Raw genomic sequence first — 16,518 nt, 5'->3', positions numbered from 1 at the left:
AGGAATATAACTGCTTCCGGCCCCACAGTTCACTGGGTGACAAAACGCCAGAAGAGTGGGTGAAAAAGAATATAGAGAAACCCGAATTCTCTAATTTAGCGCTGTCCTAAAATTGGGAGGAGCTCAGATTTTAGAAAAGTCTACTTTTGAACTGTGCTGGTTTAGGGGTACTTACAGCTAAAGCTTATTAAAAATTAATACCCTTTTAAAAATCAATTTGATCAATATTTCTTTAAGAATCCATAAGTTGGATCCATCACTAGTGCTCTATCTAAAAATGAATTCATTTCCTCACAGGATGTCTCTGGTAAAAGTCCACAAGAATAACAAGCAGCTAGATTAAGACCTGCTGTGCCCTGCCCTTGCTGATCTGTATGATAGCAGATGGGATCAGAAGCACAATCCTTTGCTCTATCAAGTGCAGCTCTAATTAGTATTCCTATCTTATCCGATTTGCAGATAGATACCAAGCCACCAAAGCTACCTTCTGCCCCAGCTACAGTATAAATTAATAGACCATGCATGTTGTTGCTTACATAAAGTCTTTCCTGCAGAGAGGCTGCAGAGTAACCGCACAAGAACTCGAGTTCTTTTATAAGCAAATGGGATAATGTATGAATTAGCACAAATCTTGGTGAGATCGTTTTGTTTTGGTTCTGACTCTGAAAACTATTTTTGAAGTTGTGTGAGATTATGTTTACACGCTCCTGAACAGTTGAGTCCTGTTCCCAGATTTGTAGTAGTTCATCATTTATGTCAATGAAAATACCTTCGCCATAACTTTCGTAAGCTGGCAAATAAAATGTTCTTTCGCCAAAAGTTGTAGTGTATTTTCTTTTAATATCACCATCCAGATCCGTATTTAAATAAAGATCTTTATCAATAGGTCTCTGACGTGTGTAGGCTGTCTGCACAGCAGTTACCCGTAGTCTGTCGATCCGGTGAATACTATTTATCTCAGGAATGTTATAAAAAGCTTCAGGTACTGATCTGAATATTAAATCTTTGTGACGAAAATTGTTTTGATCGGTAATAAACTTATACTCTTCCCATCTATATTGCTCTTCACTCTTAGCTGCAGGCACAGTAGGAGCAAAATTATTATCAATGATAGCTTGAACAGTATCTTGTGTAATTGTGACACCATCTTCCTCAACAAGATCTTCCCATATTATTTCAGTAGATCTTCCTCTCTTATGTTTACTTCTAATTTTTTCAATCACTTTAGAATCAATTATATTCTCAAGTGGTAAAAAGATACTTTGTGCAATGTTAGGATAATAAACACTATTGCTGGACCGTAATACCGTTTTTAATTGAGCTGGTCCAGCTTGTATATCAGGGTGCTTATTTTCCCAAATTCTAAGATTGAAAATACCTGACAGCGTTGTAGAAGCGATTCTTTTGCCCTTTTGGTAAGCTTCAATTCTTATACCTTTTAAATCACCTAACCTTGATGATGTTTGGTACTTAAGTTCAATGTCATCTGGTACATGAATGGCATCAAGATCAAGGATGGTGATATTAGTATCGTCTTCATCTACGATAACGGTATTTTCAGCATCGCTCGTACCATGCTTCCGCATAACCCAATGTTTCCAGGGTATATCTACAATGTTTCCTGAAGGGGATGTCATCACGAAGCGTACTTGTTCCAGATCAAAAAACTTATTTTTCTTATCTGATGCAACATAACATTTAAAACACTTTGGAGGATCAAATTTATCTCTGTGGTTCTGTTGTACAGTATTCTCCCAATGTCTTCTCCAATTATCTACATCATCGAATGAGTGACAGGATGGACAATACATCCATTTAGGGAAGTAATTGGCAGATACCAGATTTCTAAGGTTCTGAGGGTAAATGCCATTAGTAAGTTGATTTTCAGGAAGTCGTACGAGATGTTGTAACTGTGGGAAATGTAGTTTTAGTCGAGCTTTAAACCTCTCATCTATTACATGATTATCTGGCCTTAAATGTTGCTTTGTGTCATAATATGGCCATTCATTAAGTTCATTGATCTTAACTGCACCATTTCTGGTTTCTATCAATGATCCAATACCACCGTAGGCACTGATTAACTTGCGGTTTTGTATTTCTTCGTATGCCATAATTCTAATTAACAGAGATTACTCCTGATGTATCTATTTCTCTCATTGAGTACATGATGTCCCATGGTTCATCATCGGATATAAGAAAATTAGCTTTCCCTTTATAATTAAGGGTAGCTTTTAATTGATTTGCAGTTTTAATTTTTTCCTTCCAATCTCTTGCAAGGTCAGCCATCTTACTTTTCATATAAGACTTTATATCTTCATCGTCAATACAATGGCTGATAATCTCTTCCAAGGCTTCCACATCACCATCAAAATAATGCGCCTCCTTTCCTTTTTTATGCCTTACATAGCAGATAAGGATGCTATTGAGCATTCTGTCTAAGGTTATTTCGGTAAAAGGAGTAAGTGATATGGGTTCTACATACTTATAAAAAGAAGTATGAAAATTAAGGTAGTTTTCGAAGTAAGATTTTTCGCGTGCTCTGTTTGCATCCAATAAGTTAAACACGATACCTGCATCACGACGAGCCACGCGGCTACTTGCCTGTATATATTCGGCGACGTTTCGCGGCTGGCCATTTACCAGCATTAAATTTAATCTGCCTACATCCAGACCAACTGAGATCATATTAGATGCAAGCACTACATCTACACTATGATCAACTTGATATGTATTGTTTACTTGATTTTTAGAAATGGTTAAATGTGCATCCAGTTCATTTAATATTGGCTTTACTTTGTTGCTAGGTATGCGACTTGTTAATTCACGGGTACGGCCAATTAGTCCCCGGTAAGTAAAATCATAAAGGCTGTTATTAAGGTAATGCCTCTGGTGAAGTAACCTTACCTTGTCATAAACTTCAGTATTAATCTTGTTATATGTTTTGCCAACATCTTTTAAGCTGTTGTAGTAACTTACAAGAGTCCAGTAATTATCAAGATACCTATTTACAAGTTCCTGATCTCCCTGCTGCGACTTACGAAGTTCAAGAAGTAACTCGGTTCTGGCAAACAGTAAGTGAGACATAATTTCTAACTGGGTATCCATACCCGTTTTGCCAGTAGGCATAAAACCAATGTATTTTCTTAGGCTATTCTTTGTAGTAAAAGCAAAGAAGCTATCATCGTGCCTGATGCCAGATGGAGGAAATACAGCTACTTCCCGATTATATAAACTTTGGATCTGTGCATCTGTATTTCGTGTAGTTGCAGTAGAAGCTATGATTTTGGGTTTAGAAGATCCTCTGGAACAAAGTTCTTCTACAATACGCTCAAACAATCCTACTATAGAACCTAAAGGACCATTGAGTAAGTGAAGTTCGTCCTGTATGATCAGATCCGGGGGAAGACAGTTATCTAAAGGGCGGCTGTTGAAAAAACGATGCCCCTCTGCTTTATGTGAAAGCATGGCAAACTTATCTACCGTAGCAAACAGCAGAGTTGGTGGGGAAGCATACAAAGCATCATCTACAACACATACCGGTATACTATTATTTTTTAAGTCTGAAAAGTGACAGTCATTATTTAAACAACTTACTTTTCCTCTATCATCAAACCCGTGAATATACTTTTGTGTGGCCGGAACAACTGAAATGGTTTTACAGCCACACCAGGCGCAGGCTTCTACCTGAAAATCATTTTTTTCATAAGGATTAGCAGCTTTCCCGTTATTAATTGCATGTACAGCATCGTCGATTTTTTTTGCAACCTCAGACGCATCTGCAAAAGTATTTGGTGTTGTAGCAGCTCCTACCCACATACCAATGGTAATAGGTTCACTACCAAATTTTGATGTCTTCGCGCGTAAGAAGTCTAGGGCACAAATCAAGCGTGAAGCTCTTTCAAATTGCTGTGCTGTAAGTAAGCGCAGCGTATAGCGCATGATAACAGATACGCCACTACTGAGTTCTAATTTATGTGTTCTACGCCATAGGATTGTAAATGCAGCAACAGCCAGGTAAGCCTCCGTTTTACCACCACCGGTAGGAAACCAGAGAAGGTCCACAATTTTCCTGTCGGGAGCCTGATCTTCAATAACAGAGCTGATATTAAGCAATAAGAACGCTAACTGGAAAGGACGATAAGCAATTGTCTTCTCTTCATAATTCTGAAAGAATTCTAGAGAATCATAGATGTCTTCAGCAGGATCAAAATCAGCAATGTCTTTATGCTTCCGGGCCATTCTGTCGTCTCCTGATATAACCATCTGGATATACATGGCAGTGTTGGCATACAGGAAACAATTAAATGCTTTCTGGTTCTCTTCTTTACCTAAGAGCTCAATGTTATGCAACAACCTGTCTCTGGCTTTTTCCTGTTTATTTATGTAGGTAACTGCGTAGGTTTCAAAGCCAGGTTCTGTTTTAGCCGATGCCTTTTGTGTTTCTATCCACTTAGAATAGGCATTAACAAACTGCTTTAACTTATCTATAATCTCTCCTTTATCTTTTAAGGCTGACCAGATGCTCAGGTTCTTCACATCTAAAATGCTTTCTAAAGACCGCTGTTCGCTTTCCTGTAGCTGAGAGATAAAAGGATTATCTTTAAAATCATTGCTGACCGTAGGAATATCAACTTCAGGGAAGAAAGTAGTATGAATGGTTTTAGAATTATTGCTCTTCTGCCAATTTACAGCGCATCCGTGGCCTATACCAAAGCTTTCTATACTTCTGTAATGGTAATTAATAAGATCAGCTTCCGGATCAAATTTATTACTTACAAAGGATGGCTTATAAGACTGTATGCTCTCATGTGTAACAGAGAGTTGGACCTGAAAAAATGATTTCAGATTAAGCTTTTTATTTGAGTTGTTGAAATGTTTCTGTGATTGTTTTTCTGATGCGTTAAATAAAAGTGCCTTTACATATTTCTTACCTGTAGTCTTATTGGTTATAATTTTGGTCAAACATTTAAGTTTTTTGTCGCCTTCATTTATAACTATGTATTCATCAATTGATTTGTTCAGGTTCAGCTCGATCTCCTTGTCGAAAGGGACTCTTTCCCAAAGCCTGTTTTCGGGAAGGAGCAACCTGTCAAGCTTTTCCAGTTCGATCCGATCTTTGAGTTCTTCCTTTTTTCTTAATTGTTGTGTAACACCAAAATCTCCACTTCTGCCACCTTTAGTTTTGCCTTCGGGTTTAGAGTTGAAGAAAAGTTTGCCGTCTTCCCAGGTTAATTTCAGTTTGAACTCTTCAGGTAAATGGGAAAAAAGAAAATCCTTTTCCGTTTCAGTAAAAGGTACGGCAACATCCTGGTGAGAGGCATTTTTATAATAGCCGCCAGTTATAATTACCTTGATGCTATCAAGTTCAGGATTAACACAAAAGGTTAAACCGCAGTTTGTCGGGAAATACTGGTTAGCGGGCACAAAACCTTCTTTGTCATCATCTCCTTCTGGTTTTCTTTTTCCTGAGTTTACTGTCTTATCCTGACTACCAGTATATTCATCATCATCCGGATCATCATCTGAGTTTCCAAATTCAGAGGCTCCATTTTCTTCATCTGGTGAAGCTACTTGGCGTTCAGGAAACAGAATTCCACTATAGTAGCGTTGCAGGGGATAGTCGCCAATTACTTCACTTTCTATAGGCGCCGCGTACACATCACAACCAGGTCCGATGAGTGACTGACTCAAGCGATCTGAAAATACTTCTCTATATCCTGACATAATTAATTTCTTTTATCAATTGCTTTAACTGTACCTCTCTTAATATTTTGCTTTAGCACTTCTACTATTTCAGGGTCCAGGCTTTCCAGTATCTTTCCTTTATTACCTGTGAAATAATAGTGCGTAACTTCATCACTTACACCACGCCCAAGTGTTATAGTTAGCGAGTGGAACTGTGCTTTTCGCTTCAGCGCATTTTGTAGTTGCTCACTTGTTGTAAAGTAGTTGCCCGATAAATTGTGGTCTAATGCTAGCTGACGTATTGCTTCCAGGGTTCTGGCATCTTGCGGGAACTTTCTGTCCTTGTTAGTATAGCTTAAAAGGGTTTGGAAATTCAAGAATATGTTTTGTGCCCTTAACTGCTTTTCAGCTGCTAAAATGTCATCATCATTTCGTCTTATGATCTCTTTTAGGGTAGAAACCCATAGATTAGAAGCTCTTTCAATCTCCTTTATAACGCCGCTATTGTCCTGCTCCAATAGAATATCATACAGTAATTCTTTTTGCTGATTCCTGTAAACTATGATGGTATCGCCTGCATTAACCTGGTTCACTGGTACCTGTACCAGGTTTTCCTTATTATCTTCTTGTTCTACTAAAATGACGCGCCTATAACCAAGCAGATTTAGATTTTCAAAATCTGTAAACGTAATACTGTATTCCGTCTCATCCTGAGGTACATAGTCTCTCTTCTCTTTATCATACTCTACATCGTCTACATTGAAAAGGCTTTCATAAAAGCTCTGATCATGTTCTTTCAGGTTATAGAATTTCCTGGATAAACCTGGTAACAGTACTTCATTTTCATCAGAAGAATACTCATTGGTTTCTGTTTCAGAGAGTGGTACATTAATGAACTCGTATGTTAAAGAAGTAAATGATGATCTGCCATTATGCTCAATTTTTTTGCAGAATTTGTTCTCATAAGCTTCCCTGATCTTCTGAAACTTAAAGTCTTCTATGTCTTCATATAGGTAGAGTTTAATGTCTCCGTTTGCTTCCAACATAGTTTCATATTGAGAGCGGTTCAGAATGAATGGGAAAATAAACTGTGTTGAATTGAGGTTTAATTCTGAATCAATGAAATAGTCGAAACCTTTCAATTCTTTTCGTGAGAAGAGCGGGGCAGCTCCTACCATGTAATCTATATTATGAAGCTCTGGTACATTGCGAACATCATTCAAAATACTATTGTGTGCTACTATATACCTGCCGCCTGTAAATTCTTCATAGTCATCAAAATTTTTTAATGAACTACTCACCTGAGCATATTTCGGGCTATACTCATAAAAGAAGGCATTCAATTTAAAGAACGCATCTTTTAATTGTGTAGAGATGTTTTGTATGATTTGCTGAGAATAAACTGCTCTTTCATAAAACAGATCTTTAAAATCTTCACTATCCAGATATGTAACAGTATCAGATTGCAGCCTTTCTAAAAAGTTTGCAGCTACAGCATTCTCATTGCCCGGTGGCAGTGTATACCGCAGGTATTCATTTACAAAAAAGTAGACCTTGTCTAGTCTTATACGGTTATGATTTTCAGAAGCTTCTGTCAGAATATTTTTGATTAAATTGACATGTTCCTGCAGCAAGGTAACTCCATTGTCTTTTCCGTTATATTGGAATGGTGCTGTCAGCTTGAACCTGATTTCTCCATGTAGGTCCTTTCGGTTGAGCAGGTTTGCTTCTTCTTTTGTCCAGTGCCATTCCGTAAAAGTGAAATCTGATTCTGGAGTATCAGATGCTATAAGTATAAATCTTTCAATAATACCCCTGTGGCAAAGTTTTATCAGATCTCTGAGGTGTTTGTTACAATGGCGATCTCCAATTACTACGATTTCCTTGTATTTATTATTTCGTACCCGGGTCGCATCGGATAAATCATAACTTGTAAAAACATCAGCTACTGGTTTGAAGCTAGCACAGGAAGCTGATGGCACAAAAGCATTGTTTTTATAGTGCTGAAATGGAACAGCATGTAACTCTTTTAGTATTTCAGCTATTTCTTTTTCATTAGAAGTAATTACCAAGATCCTGCCTTCGTCTGTTGCTTGACCCTGTTCTAGAGGTTGCACATTTACAAATTGTTTCTGCAAAGATGCCAGCCATTCATAATATGCTAGAGCGTTATCTGCAAGTATCGCTATTGCTTCATCAGCAAAATCTATTCTTCTTCTTCGTCTAACAATAACTGTGTTTTCTATTTTACGAAGAGATTGCACTGGTTGAGTAAGTTTATTCTTCGGGTCTGCTCTGTCAGCGATTAGTGCTACATCATTCTCAAGCGTAACAACTTTAAAAGCTTTTTTATCATGGTAAACTAAGTTGCCCACTTGTGGCAACGCTTTATTTACCGGCTGTAGTTTGTACTTGCTTTTTGCATAGTATAAAACAGATCGCAGTAAGCCAGGCAGTTCTTTTCTTGCCTGTAAAGTAAAGAGGGTATTTTGTTTACCAGATTTTGAAAGCAAATATGTATTCAGTCTAATAAACTCGTCCGTTATCAGTTCGCTGTCAGGTAGATATGAATTACATTCATTTAGTAAATTCTTAATATAATTAGCTAAGCTTGTTTTGTTGATTTTCATAACTGTATGTGTTAATCGTATTATTTACTAATCTGATCTTATAATTCGGATATAAGCAATAAGGTTGACAAATAAGCCGGCTTAACTTAAAATACTGTGTTTCAGTGTATTGCAGTAAATTTCATTCATTCATTAGTATCAATTATTGATACTACTTTTCATTATCTGATACCAATATTATGCTTGGATCTCTTTCTCATTTTTCACTGATTCACCTTAAAGCCACTTATTGGAATTAACAAGTTAGGTATAAAGTATTAAATATAGTAGCTTTCAGATTAAAATAATAAGCGGAATTTTCTGTTATATTCCAATGTGTATGCTATGTTATGCGAAGCATGAAGATTAGTTGTTAAATTTTGTATATGAGGAGCTGGATTTTGTATTTACTATAATAATCTGATATAGCTTAATCAGTTATTGATAGTTAGATGATTAAATATAAGGCTTGATTTAACCTTTATTCAGATCGGTATCTTTCTTGTTAAAGATCAGGATGAAAATAGGAGAGATTGCAAATGTTAGCTTGTACAGCAGCCCAATTCCATTTTTGTGTAATTCTTAAAAGGGAAAGGATAAACCCGGAAAGATGACTAAATAAATTTTAATTTGAAATAGGTGGCATAACAATAAGTAGTTTATTATATCTTTAGAACGCTATCTAAACAAGGACTTATGAATACAGATACCAGCAACTTTAACTTTTTAGAAGTCGGGTTTCCGGAGTTGGCAACAACCGGGCAACTGGCGGAAAAGTACCTGTACAGCGACCCTAATGCATCTTTGTTTAAAACCAGGGTGATGGGTGAGCTAGTTGCAAAACAGATATGGTATTTTGAAGGGCTTGACCAAATTGAAAGCGATACTCAACTTGATCGTATCAAACATCTGTATGCGAAGAGTATTATACCAACAGAAGTTAATGATCTGTTCCATTTAGTTCGCAAGAAAGGCAATCCTTCTGCACACTCTACCCATGGGACTATAGAAGATGGGCAAATAGTTTTAGAATCAGTTTTGAAGCTATGTGCCTGGTTTTATGAAGCCTATATAGACTGCACTACATTTGATTCGGGGACTGTAGTGTTCGCAGTGCCAACCCAAGAGCCAGATACTGCCGCGCATATAGCTGAAATGGAGGCTTTGGTAGAAGCGCTTAGCAAAGAGAAAACGCGTTTACAAACCGAATTACAGGAAGCGCTGGCCAAGGAGTCAGAAGAAGACAAGAAAGTGCGCCTGGATGTAGCTTATAAGGCTGCTAAGAAAATAAAGTGGACTGAAGAGGAGACCAGGAGGGTAATTGACCAGCAACTGAATGATGTTGGCTGGGAAGCAGATACACTTAACCTGCGCTTTAGTAAAGGAGCCAGACCTGAAAAAGGTAAAAAAAAGGCAATTGCAGAATGGCCATGCAGCGGCAAGTATGTAGATTATGCACTATTTGTTGGAGAAGATTTGGTTGGCTTAGTAGAAGCTAAAAAACGAGGAACAGCTATTTCTTCGGTTGTTGGAGAAGCTAAAATGTATGGTGAGCTTAGAGGCTGTTTTGATTTTATTTAGTTAGTTTGTTAAGCATGATGTGAATCATGGCCACTTTTATCATCGTCTCAGACGATTTGGTGGAGTACTCATAGTCCTTGGACAGCCTGCGGTAAAGGTTGAGCCAGCCGAAGGTCCGCTCCACTATCCATCGCTTAGGTAAAGCTTCAAAGGCTTTCTTGTGGATCTTCTTCACAATCTCCAGCCTCCAATTCAGGTGGCGGAACGTGTTTTTCACCCACTCCCACATGGCAAGCCCGCCGTAGCCCTGGTCAGCGAAGAACAGCCTCAGACGGCCGAAATCCGCCATCTTAGCTGCCGCCCTGCGCAGCAGCCACTGGGCTCCCTGCCGCTCGGCAACGTCTGCCCGGTGGACGATGAGCACGATCAACAGGCCCAGCGTGTCAACCATCAGATGCCGCTTGCGCCCCTTCACCCGCTTGGCCGCGTCATAGCCCCGCTCGCCGCCCTGCTGCACGGTCTTCACGCTCTGCGAGTCGAGGATGCCCACGCTCGGGGAGGCCGCCTTGCCATGGCGGCCCCTGACCTGCTTTGAGAGACAATCGTGGAGCATTTCCCAGCAACCATCCCGCCGCCATTTACGGTAATAGTAGTAGGCCGTCTGCCAGCAGGGCAGGTCTAGCGGCATCATGCGCCACTGAACGCCCCCCTTGACCACGTAGAATATGCCGTCCAGAATGCTGCGAAGCGGCCACTGGCGCTTGCGCTGCAGCATCTGCTCCTCGAATATCTCCGCTATTAAAAGCCATTGGGTGTCGGTTAAACTGCTTGGGTAAGTCATAAGTCTGCTAACTTTTCTTACTCAAACAACCGGCACCTGCTTTTTTATTCATTCAAATCAAAACAGCCTCTTAAGATCAACTCTATTGATAGTTGTGATTGCAACTGTTTTTCCATTCTTGCTACAAGCATCTATATTCTTCCTAAGATACACAAATAGCAATCATGGAAGAATCGCTGCTGGAAGTTGTAGATCAGTTGTTTTACTGTGAATTGAAGCGAGTTGTTAGGTAAAAAGAACTGCAGAAATTAAGAGAAATGGATAAGACGTAGCTAGAGTACTATGGTAGTTAATTCAATCGTCTTTAAGACTTAGAGCCCATTTTATGATTAATTTAAAAGAATTAACCATGCTTCCAGGTGGCGGTTGTTCTATCCTATGTCAAGTTTCTGGCCAACAGATAACACCGCTGCAAGAGGTGAACTTTGACTTTGATGTACCACATTTGATTGGAGGGAATAACTGGCTAGTGTACCTAACCATTGCCCCTTCATTCCCTGATTACAATACTTTTCTAAGGGGTAATATTGAGGAAAAGCACCCAATTCATTATCGGACAAAAATTACTGAAGAAGGTGGAGTAGTAGAGGTGGATCCAGTTGAGTTACCAAACATAGTTCTCAATAAGTCTATGGCTTTGTATGGAGACATTTTGTATTTAGGAGGGTATAGGATAATTCCTTGCCTTGATGATCGACATAAAGAAAATTGGGGGGAGGAGTTGGCCGGTTTTATTAATCTTAGTTGTGATAAACCAAAATGGCAGTCTATTCCAGTTCCTGCTGATACTAAGAGAAGAAATTTTGAGGTGTTGCTAGTTAATGATAACATGTTATGGCTGGTAAATGACTTGGAGTGCAGTGACTATATTGCTGAATTTGATGTATCCACTCCTACAATCCCACTTTTCATCAGATCTTTTAACACTAGTGTCAAGAAATTTACATCCTTTCATAGTTTTAGTTCTGTGAGGGACTGGCGAATGAGTATAGATAGAAAGTGGGTAGCAGTACATGAGTATTGTAGCGACAACTACAGTTCAACTGATAGCATACATGTTTATCAATTACCAACTTTTAAAAAAGTACTTAGTGTTTCTCAGACTCGACATAATGGAATTGAGGTTAGATTAGATGAACAGAGAAGGCCCTTTGACCTGAAAAGAGCTTTAGAAGAAGCACGATCCGATATTCGGATAGTAGATTTTTGTGTTACAGCAGACCAGCTTTTAATTGCTTGTGCCCATCATGGACTAACTATGTTTTCATTAGCTGATGCAATGAATTATTGTACAAATGAAGAAGAGCGCAAAGGTATGGAAGCTGACAAAGACCAAAAATGGAAAATAAGAAGGGAGGCTTACAAGAGCGTAAGTTTGTCAATAGCTGTAACAGAAAATAATCAAATGCCTAGAAACATGGATAGTGTTGACAGAATTATTCCTTTGCAGAACGGAGGTGTAGTAGCTATTAGCTTTGGTGAAACAGGCACTCAATTACTTTATAAAGTCTTGGCATAAAGGGTATTATCTCTAAGCTTAACATATTATGCTAAATCCAGCACTGTTTTATAATAATATTCAGTTGTTGCTAAAGAATACAGAGGATATTTTGCATTACGATCCATATTATAACTGTAGGGTAAATATCTCGAATTCTACTCTGAAATATTTGCCGTTAGGTCCTTATATAGATTTTTGGAAAGAAGTTCCAGTGAATAATGCAGGAAAAGTACTACTTACTATAGATGTTTTCAGGATAGGGCATTCCCGTGCCTCCAATCCAGCACGTGATGAGCTCATGCTGAAAAGTGGTTTTAGGCAAAAGCATCCGTTGCCAGGAATCCCTTATTTTGTCCTTTCAAATATTATGAGAAGGTATATGCAGCAGTTTCAGGATCAGACTTACCTCATTGGAGTATCAATAGAGCAGGTTATACAGGAACTTCAGGAAAGGAAGCCTTTAGAGCAGAGGCTTAGCTACGGCTATTTTAAGTTAAGAGAAAAGTTAGATTCAGCTGTGAAAAATATAACTGGTACAAACTGCTTTACTTCACGAGTAGTCCCTGCATTTCAGGAAGGCCTAGAACAGTATAATCCAAAGCGTTACTACAACTCGCCAGTTTTTTACAGGATACAACAACAGACGGATCTTTCATTTAAATTGATAATAGAATTACAAGTTCCTACCAAGTATCCTGTAGGGCGTGGAATAAAGCTTATTACTAGTGGTGGGGCTGTTGCCATAGCTGATACGATGAGGGCAGCATATGAGATCTTGGAATTAACACTAAATAAAGGTGGCTATAAAAAGCTTAGCTCGCAGGTTACGTTGCAGGAAATAGGGATTACAGGTGTATTTGAAAAACCATTGCAATTAACAGCAAATGCATTACTCGCACCTGATGACGTTGAAGAATTAAGCGTACTACTAAACAAGTTGCGAGCTGTACTTGATTCTTACTCCTTATGGGTGTCACTGCAAGGTGTGCAAGACCTAATGGACGAATCTCCTTGCAGATTTAGTTATTAAACTCACTAGTATAACTCATTGTTAAATTTAAATTGGGTTGTTGTATAGTGTTGATCTACACCAACGAAAGTAGCTATCACACCTTCACTGAAAACAACTTTGATAATAAATGCATTTAAATCTGCTCTTTTAGTAAAACTCCTCAAATCAAAGCTAGATGGACACTGTGACAGCATTCACATATAGGTAAACTAAAAGGAGCGGAAGGCTGGATAGATCTTAATACCTTTAATGGTAACAGGGAGGAATGGGGTAAATACTTATAACCAAAGTAAGTTTAAGTCTCACTTTGGTTATAAGTTATTCCAAATAAATAAAACTAACATTAAGTAAGTTATATACTCTACCTAATGAAGGCATGGATGGAATATATAAAATTTATATTTACTATTTTGTTCAAAAATTAACTTTCAACTTTCGCCAAACTCTAACTCTTTATTCTCAATGGATTATCTGAATTTCCGAAATTTCACATGCCCAGCTTGTGATAATGAAAACGCATACTTTAATGGCCAGTTTTATGAATGCCCGGATTGTGATGAAGAATGGGGTATTAGAAGCCATTTAAGGCAAAACGCATATCAAGACAACAATGACTCTGAAAGCTTTTCTGATAAATTAGAATTGATAGAGGAAGGTAGAGTAGGTGATAAAGTAGATAGAAATGCTTTAATAAAGTTATACAGTCCTTCCTGGTATTTCGAGAAGATGAACATGTATCCTTCAGAAGAAGGAGATTACGAAGATTATATAGATGATTTAATGTCTGAACTCATTAGGACGAAGTCCTTTGATGCAATAACCAAAATTATTCCACCAAAAAGTTTGAGTGAAAGTGAAGTCAGCTATGCAAAACAGTTAGTTGTAACAAATTACCTTGGCAGTCGTGATGAATTACCCCTTTATCCGACTACTGAAGATTGGGCTAATTACATAAATGCTCCAAAGGACTTTATTGAAAGTATTCTACCAACCGATATATCGGGATTGATCCAATACCTTCCTGATACTACTATGGGTGGATTCAACGCTTTATTTAGTAATAGACTGAAAGCATTGTACCTGTTGTTAAAGGAGATGGATATTCCTATGGATGATCGGATTTCATTTAAAGACTTTAAACTACTGTTTTATGAAATAATAGATGATTATGGTTATAATGATGATTACTATTACGTGTATAATGATGAAATTGAAAAGTATTTCTCAAAAGAACTTCTAGCAGTAAGAAATTACAAGCGTGCCCTTAATAATTGGAAGCAGGGTTCCTTAGATTTTCTTTTATCTGATGCCAAAGCCACTAGAATAACGAATCTGGATGCAGTTATCCTTATTCTAGAGCATTACTTCAAAGAAGTAATGGATTAAGCTTGTTCTGTTTTATTTGATTTTTAGTGATATTAAATCTTTTGAATCATCAACATCATATCCTTTACCTGAAATGCAACAACAGAATAAGAGTCAAAAATTAATTGTTATAGAAAAGTGGAGTGAATTAGTAAATGAGCTATCAATTTATTTAGAGGATGTGAAAAGTAGGGGCGGTACTATGGGCTACAAGGTAGGATACTTTTGTAAGGAGCAGAAGAGACTTAAGGAGATATTTGAAAACCTATAGCGCTTAGAGGAATGATTACTTTAAAGGAAAAGGATTTGCAGCTTAATTTCCGAACCAAATTAGCCTCAGAACTTTTGAAAATCGAAATGCGTCTTTCGGCTCTTACAGATACTTATAGTAAAATAAAAAGGGGAGAAAAGCAGTCTATAGAAGTAGGGTCAAGGGTAAAGTTTATTGATGGAGAGCAGGAAGGTAGAGTCATTAACATCAAAAATGACGGTACTATTCAAGTAAACCGGGACGGTTACAAGTCCCTCATTAATATGATGCCTGATGATTTACAAAATTTATCAGTTGGTACTGAAGGGCAGTTAGAGAAAGACATTTGGCTGCTAGAAACCAAGAAAAAAGAAATCCAGGATGTATTAACTACTTCTAAACTACCAGACTTCTTCTTTTCTATTAGGGATAACTTAGTATGTATTGTTAAGATAACCGAAGAGTATCCTTGTCAGTTTGTTGAATTTGTTCATGCTAAAGACTTGAGATCATATAGGATGAAATTACCAGCTTATGCAATTGGCAGAATAGGGTTTTATCACATTGAATGTGACGAAAAAGATATAATTTCTGTGAATATGTCCTCCGAGTTTGCCTTTAAAGAATTTTATAAAAGTAACAGCATCTAACTTGAAGAGGGATTGTAATTAAAACTATTTGATTCCTGAATTTATTTACTGGCCCTGTAGGTGTTGTGGTATTCAGACTTAGATTTGCGTTGCACATCTAGTCTGAATGCATTCTTTCCCCAGCCAGATAGTATGCCGCTGGAACGTTATTTTTTCTCTTAGCTGACGGCATAATACATGCTTCAAAGTATAAAGCGCAAAGGGAAGGTACCAGCCTATTTTCAGCTGATAATGTAAAACTTCCGCAAATTAAACCATCAGGCAGCACCCTTACGCTGTTGCTATTTCAGGGTGCTCTACCAGTTCACCATATACTGATAGGGAACACCCGCTTCATAATCATCCTCATCTATTTCCAGATCATCTCCGAGGTAATCGTCCACATAGTTGGTCATCCCGCATTCCTCAAATGTAAGGTAGCCTTTGATGTAGCCGCCTTTATCCCAGCTCTCAGCGGTACGTTTCATGTACTCCTTTTTGAGGAGGGAATATTCTTTCGGAGCGCCTAAACAATAGAAGCCTGAGGAGCATCTGAAGAACCCGTACGCCCTTTCATGGCCCCAGTAAATATCGAGGTTCTTACCGGCTATTCCCTTGTTCTTCTCTATTTCTTTTTCCAGGTTTACCAGCACTTCAATCAGGTTGTAATCGCTAAGCTCGCTTATCTCCACCACCTCTTGTAGGTGGTCAATAATTTTGCTACAGTAGGTAGGCTCACTAATAGAATGTAAGTGTGCGTTGGCTTCAAAAAACATTTGCTTAAAGTTTAAAAGTTGGAGATAGGTTAGTGTTGCCTGGCGACGGAATCGGGAGACAGCCAATATACAAAGTAGGTCCTCACTTGTTACTCAGCCCTGGCTGCTATCAGAATTACCTTCTTGAGGAGCTGAATTATAGAAGGATTTAACCCTGGTAAAAAGACGGATTTCCGCACAATGTATGAGGAGCAAAACGAGGTAGATATTCCGGTGATGCTGACCCCCAATCCGGGCATACTGACCCCACGAGATAGGTTTTGTTTTTAGCGTCCGATGGACTGACAATTTTACTGCTTTTTTCTTAAACTTTCACCTCTTAGCTCGAT

The 16,518-nt window shown here is 38.2% G+C and carries 10 protein-coding genes; 5 read left to right on the top strand and 5 right to left on the bottom strand.

What is annotated here, in order from left to right:
* Window positions 1-221: 221 nt before the first annotated feature.
* Genes drmB through K3G39_RS20200 form a run of 3 tightly spaced genes read right to left on the bottom strand, consistent with a single transcriptional unit; the run spans window position 222 to window position 8,315 of the window.
* On the bottom strand, window positions 222-2,111 hold the full coding sequence (drmB, locus tag K3G39_RS20210) for a DUF1998 domain-containing protein (RefSeq protein WP_220627989.1): 1,890 nt from the start codon (window positions 2,109-2,111) through the stop codon (window positions 222-224).
* Window positions 2,112-2,115: 4 nt separating this feature from the next.
* On the bottom strand, window positions 2,116-5,724 hold the full coding sequence (locus tag K3G39_RS20205; RefSeq protein WP_220627988.1) for a helicase-related protein: 3,609 nt from the start codon (window positions 5,722-5,724) through the stop codon (window positions 2,116-2,118).
* 2 nt (window positions 5,725-5,726) lie between these two features.
* Window positions 5,727-8,315 (bottom strand): hypothetical protein, encoded by a 2,589-nt coding sequence (locus tag K3G39_RS20200; protein WP_220627987.1) that lies wholly within the window; start codon window positions 8,313-8,315, stop codon window positions 5,727-5,729.
* A gap of 675 nt (window positions 8,316-8,990) precedes the next feature.
* On the opposite strand from K3G39_RS20200, the gene K3G39_RS20195 reads away from it, so the two are divergent.
* Entirely contained in the window at window positions 8,991-9,875 is an 885-nt protein-coding gene (locus K3G39_RS20195; RefSeq protein ID WP_220627986.1) for a DUF4145 domain-containing protein, read from the top strand.
* Here K3G39_RS20195 and K3G39_RS20190 read toward each other — a convergent pair.
* Window positions 9,868-10,656: an IS5 family transposase gene (locus K3G39_RS20190; protein WP_220627985.1), complete on the bottom strand. Its 789-nt coding sequence runs from the start codon at window positions 10,654-10,656 to the stop codon at window positions 9,868-9,870. The two genes, K3G39_RS20195 and K3G39_RS20190, sit on opposite strands and share 8 nt — an antisense overlap.
* Window positions 10,657-10,981: 325 nt before the next feature.
* Between K3G39_RS20190 and K3G39_RS20185 the strand changes: the two genes are divergently transcribed.
* From K3G39_RS20185 to K3G39_RS20170, 4 genes are all read left to right on the top strand, one after another.
* Window positions 10,982-12,175: a hypothetical protein gene (locus tag K3G39_RS20185; protein WP_220627984.1), complete on the top strand. Its 1,194-nt coding sequence runs from the start codon at window positions 10,982-10,984 to the stop codon at window positions 12,173-12,175.
* A gap of 28 nt (window positions 12,176-12,203) precedes the next feature.
* Entirely contained in the window at window positions 12,204-13,187 is a 984-nt protein-coding gene (locus K3G39_RS20180; protein ID WP_220627983.1) for a hypothetical protein, read from the top strand.
* A gap of 444 nt (window positions 13,188-13,631) precedes the next feature.
* Window positions 13,632-14,555, top strand: coding sequence for a hypothetical protein (locus tag K3G39_RS20175; RefSeq protein WP_220627982.1), 924 nt, complete (start codon window positions 13,632-13,634; stop codon window positions 14,553-14,555).
* 261 nt (window positions 14,556-14,816) lie between these two features.
* The gene (locus K3G39_RS20170) at window positions 14,817-15,434 is read left to right on the top strand and encodes a hypothetical protein (RefSeq protein ID WP_220627981.1); all 618 of its coding nucleotides are present in this window, start codon (window positions 14,817-14,819) and stop codon (window positions 15,432-15,434) included.
* Window positions 15,435-15,730: 296 nt separating this feature from the next.
* On the opposite strand, the gene K3G39_RS20165 is transcribed toward K3G39_RS20170, so the two are convergent.
* Window positions 15,731-16,108 (bottom strand): hypothetical protein, encoded by a 378-nt coding sequence (locus tag K3G39_RS20165; RefSeq protein WP_220627980.1) that lies wholly within the window; start codon window positions 16,106-16,108, stop codon window positions 15,731-15,733.
* Window positions 16,109-16,518 lie beyond the last annotated feature (410 nt).

This window comes from Pontibacter sp. HSC-14F20 (assembly GCF_019599265.1).
Classification (GTDB): Bacteria; Bacteroidota; Bacteroidia; order Cytophagales; family Hymenobacteraceae; genus Pontibacter.
The sequence above is the reverse complement of the archived record's forward strand: the minus strand, read 5'-3'. Positions and strand labels throughout refer to the sequence as shown.

Bases quoted from the DNA above. Each gene is read 5' to 3' on its own strand.
- drmB (WP_220627989.1), bottom strand. From the start codon at position 2,111: ATGGCATACGAAGAAATACAAAACCGCAAGTTAATCAGTGCCTACGGT.
- K3G39_RS20205 (WP_220627988.1), bottom strand. From the start codon at position 5,724: ATGTCAGGATATAGAGAAGTATTTTCAGATCGCTTGAGTCAGTCACTC.
- K3G39_RS20200 (WP_220627987.1), bottom strand. From the start codon at position 8,315: ATGAAAATCAACAAAACAAGCTTAGCTAATTATATTAAGAATTTACTA.
- K3G39_RS20195 (WP_220627986.1), top strand. From the start codon at position 8,991: ATGAATACAGATACCAGCAACTTTAACTTTTTAGAAGTCGGGTTTCCG.
- K3G39_RS20190 (WP_220627985.1), bottom strand. From the start codon at position 10,656: ATGACTTACCCAAGCAGTTTAACCGACACCCAATGGCTTTTAATAGCG.
- K3G39_RS20185 (WP_220627984.1), top strand. From the start codon at position 10,982: ATGATTAATTTAAAAGAATTAACCATGCTTCCAGGTGGCGGTTGTTCT.
- K3G39_RS20180 (WP_220627983.1), top strand. From the start codon at position 12,204: ATGCTAAATCCAGCACTGTTTTATAATAATATTCAGTTGTTGCTAAAG.
- K3G39_RS20175 (WP_220627982.1), top strand. From the start codon at position 13,632: ATGGATTATCTGAATTTCCGAAATTTCACATGCCCAGCTTGTGATAAT.
- K3G39_RS20170 (WP_220627981.1), top strand. From the start codon at position 14,817: ATGATTACTTTAAAGGAAAAGGATTTGCAGCTTAATTTCCGAACCAAA.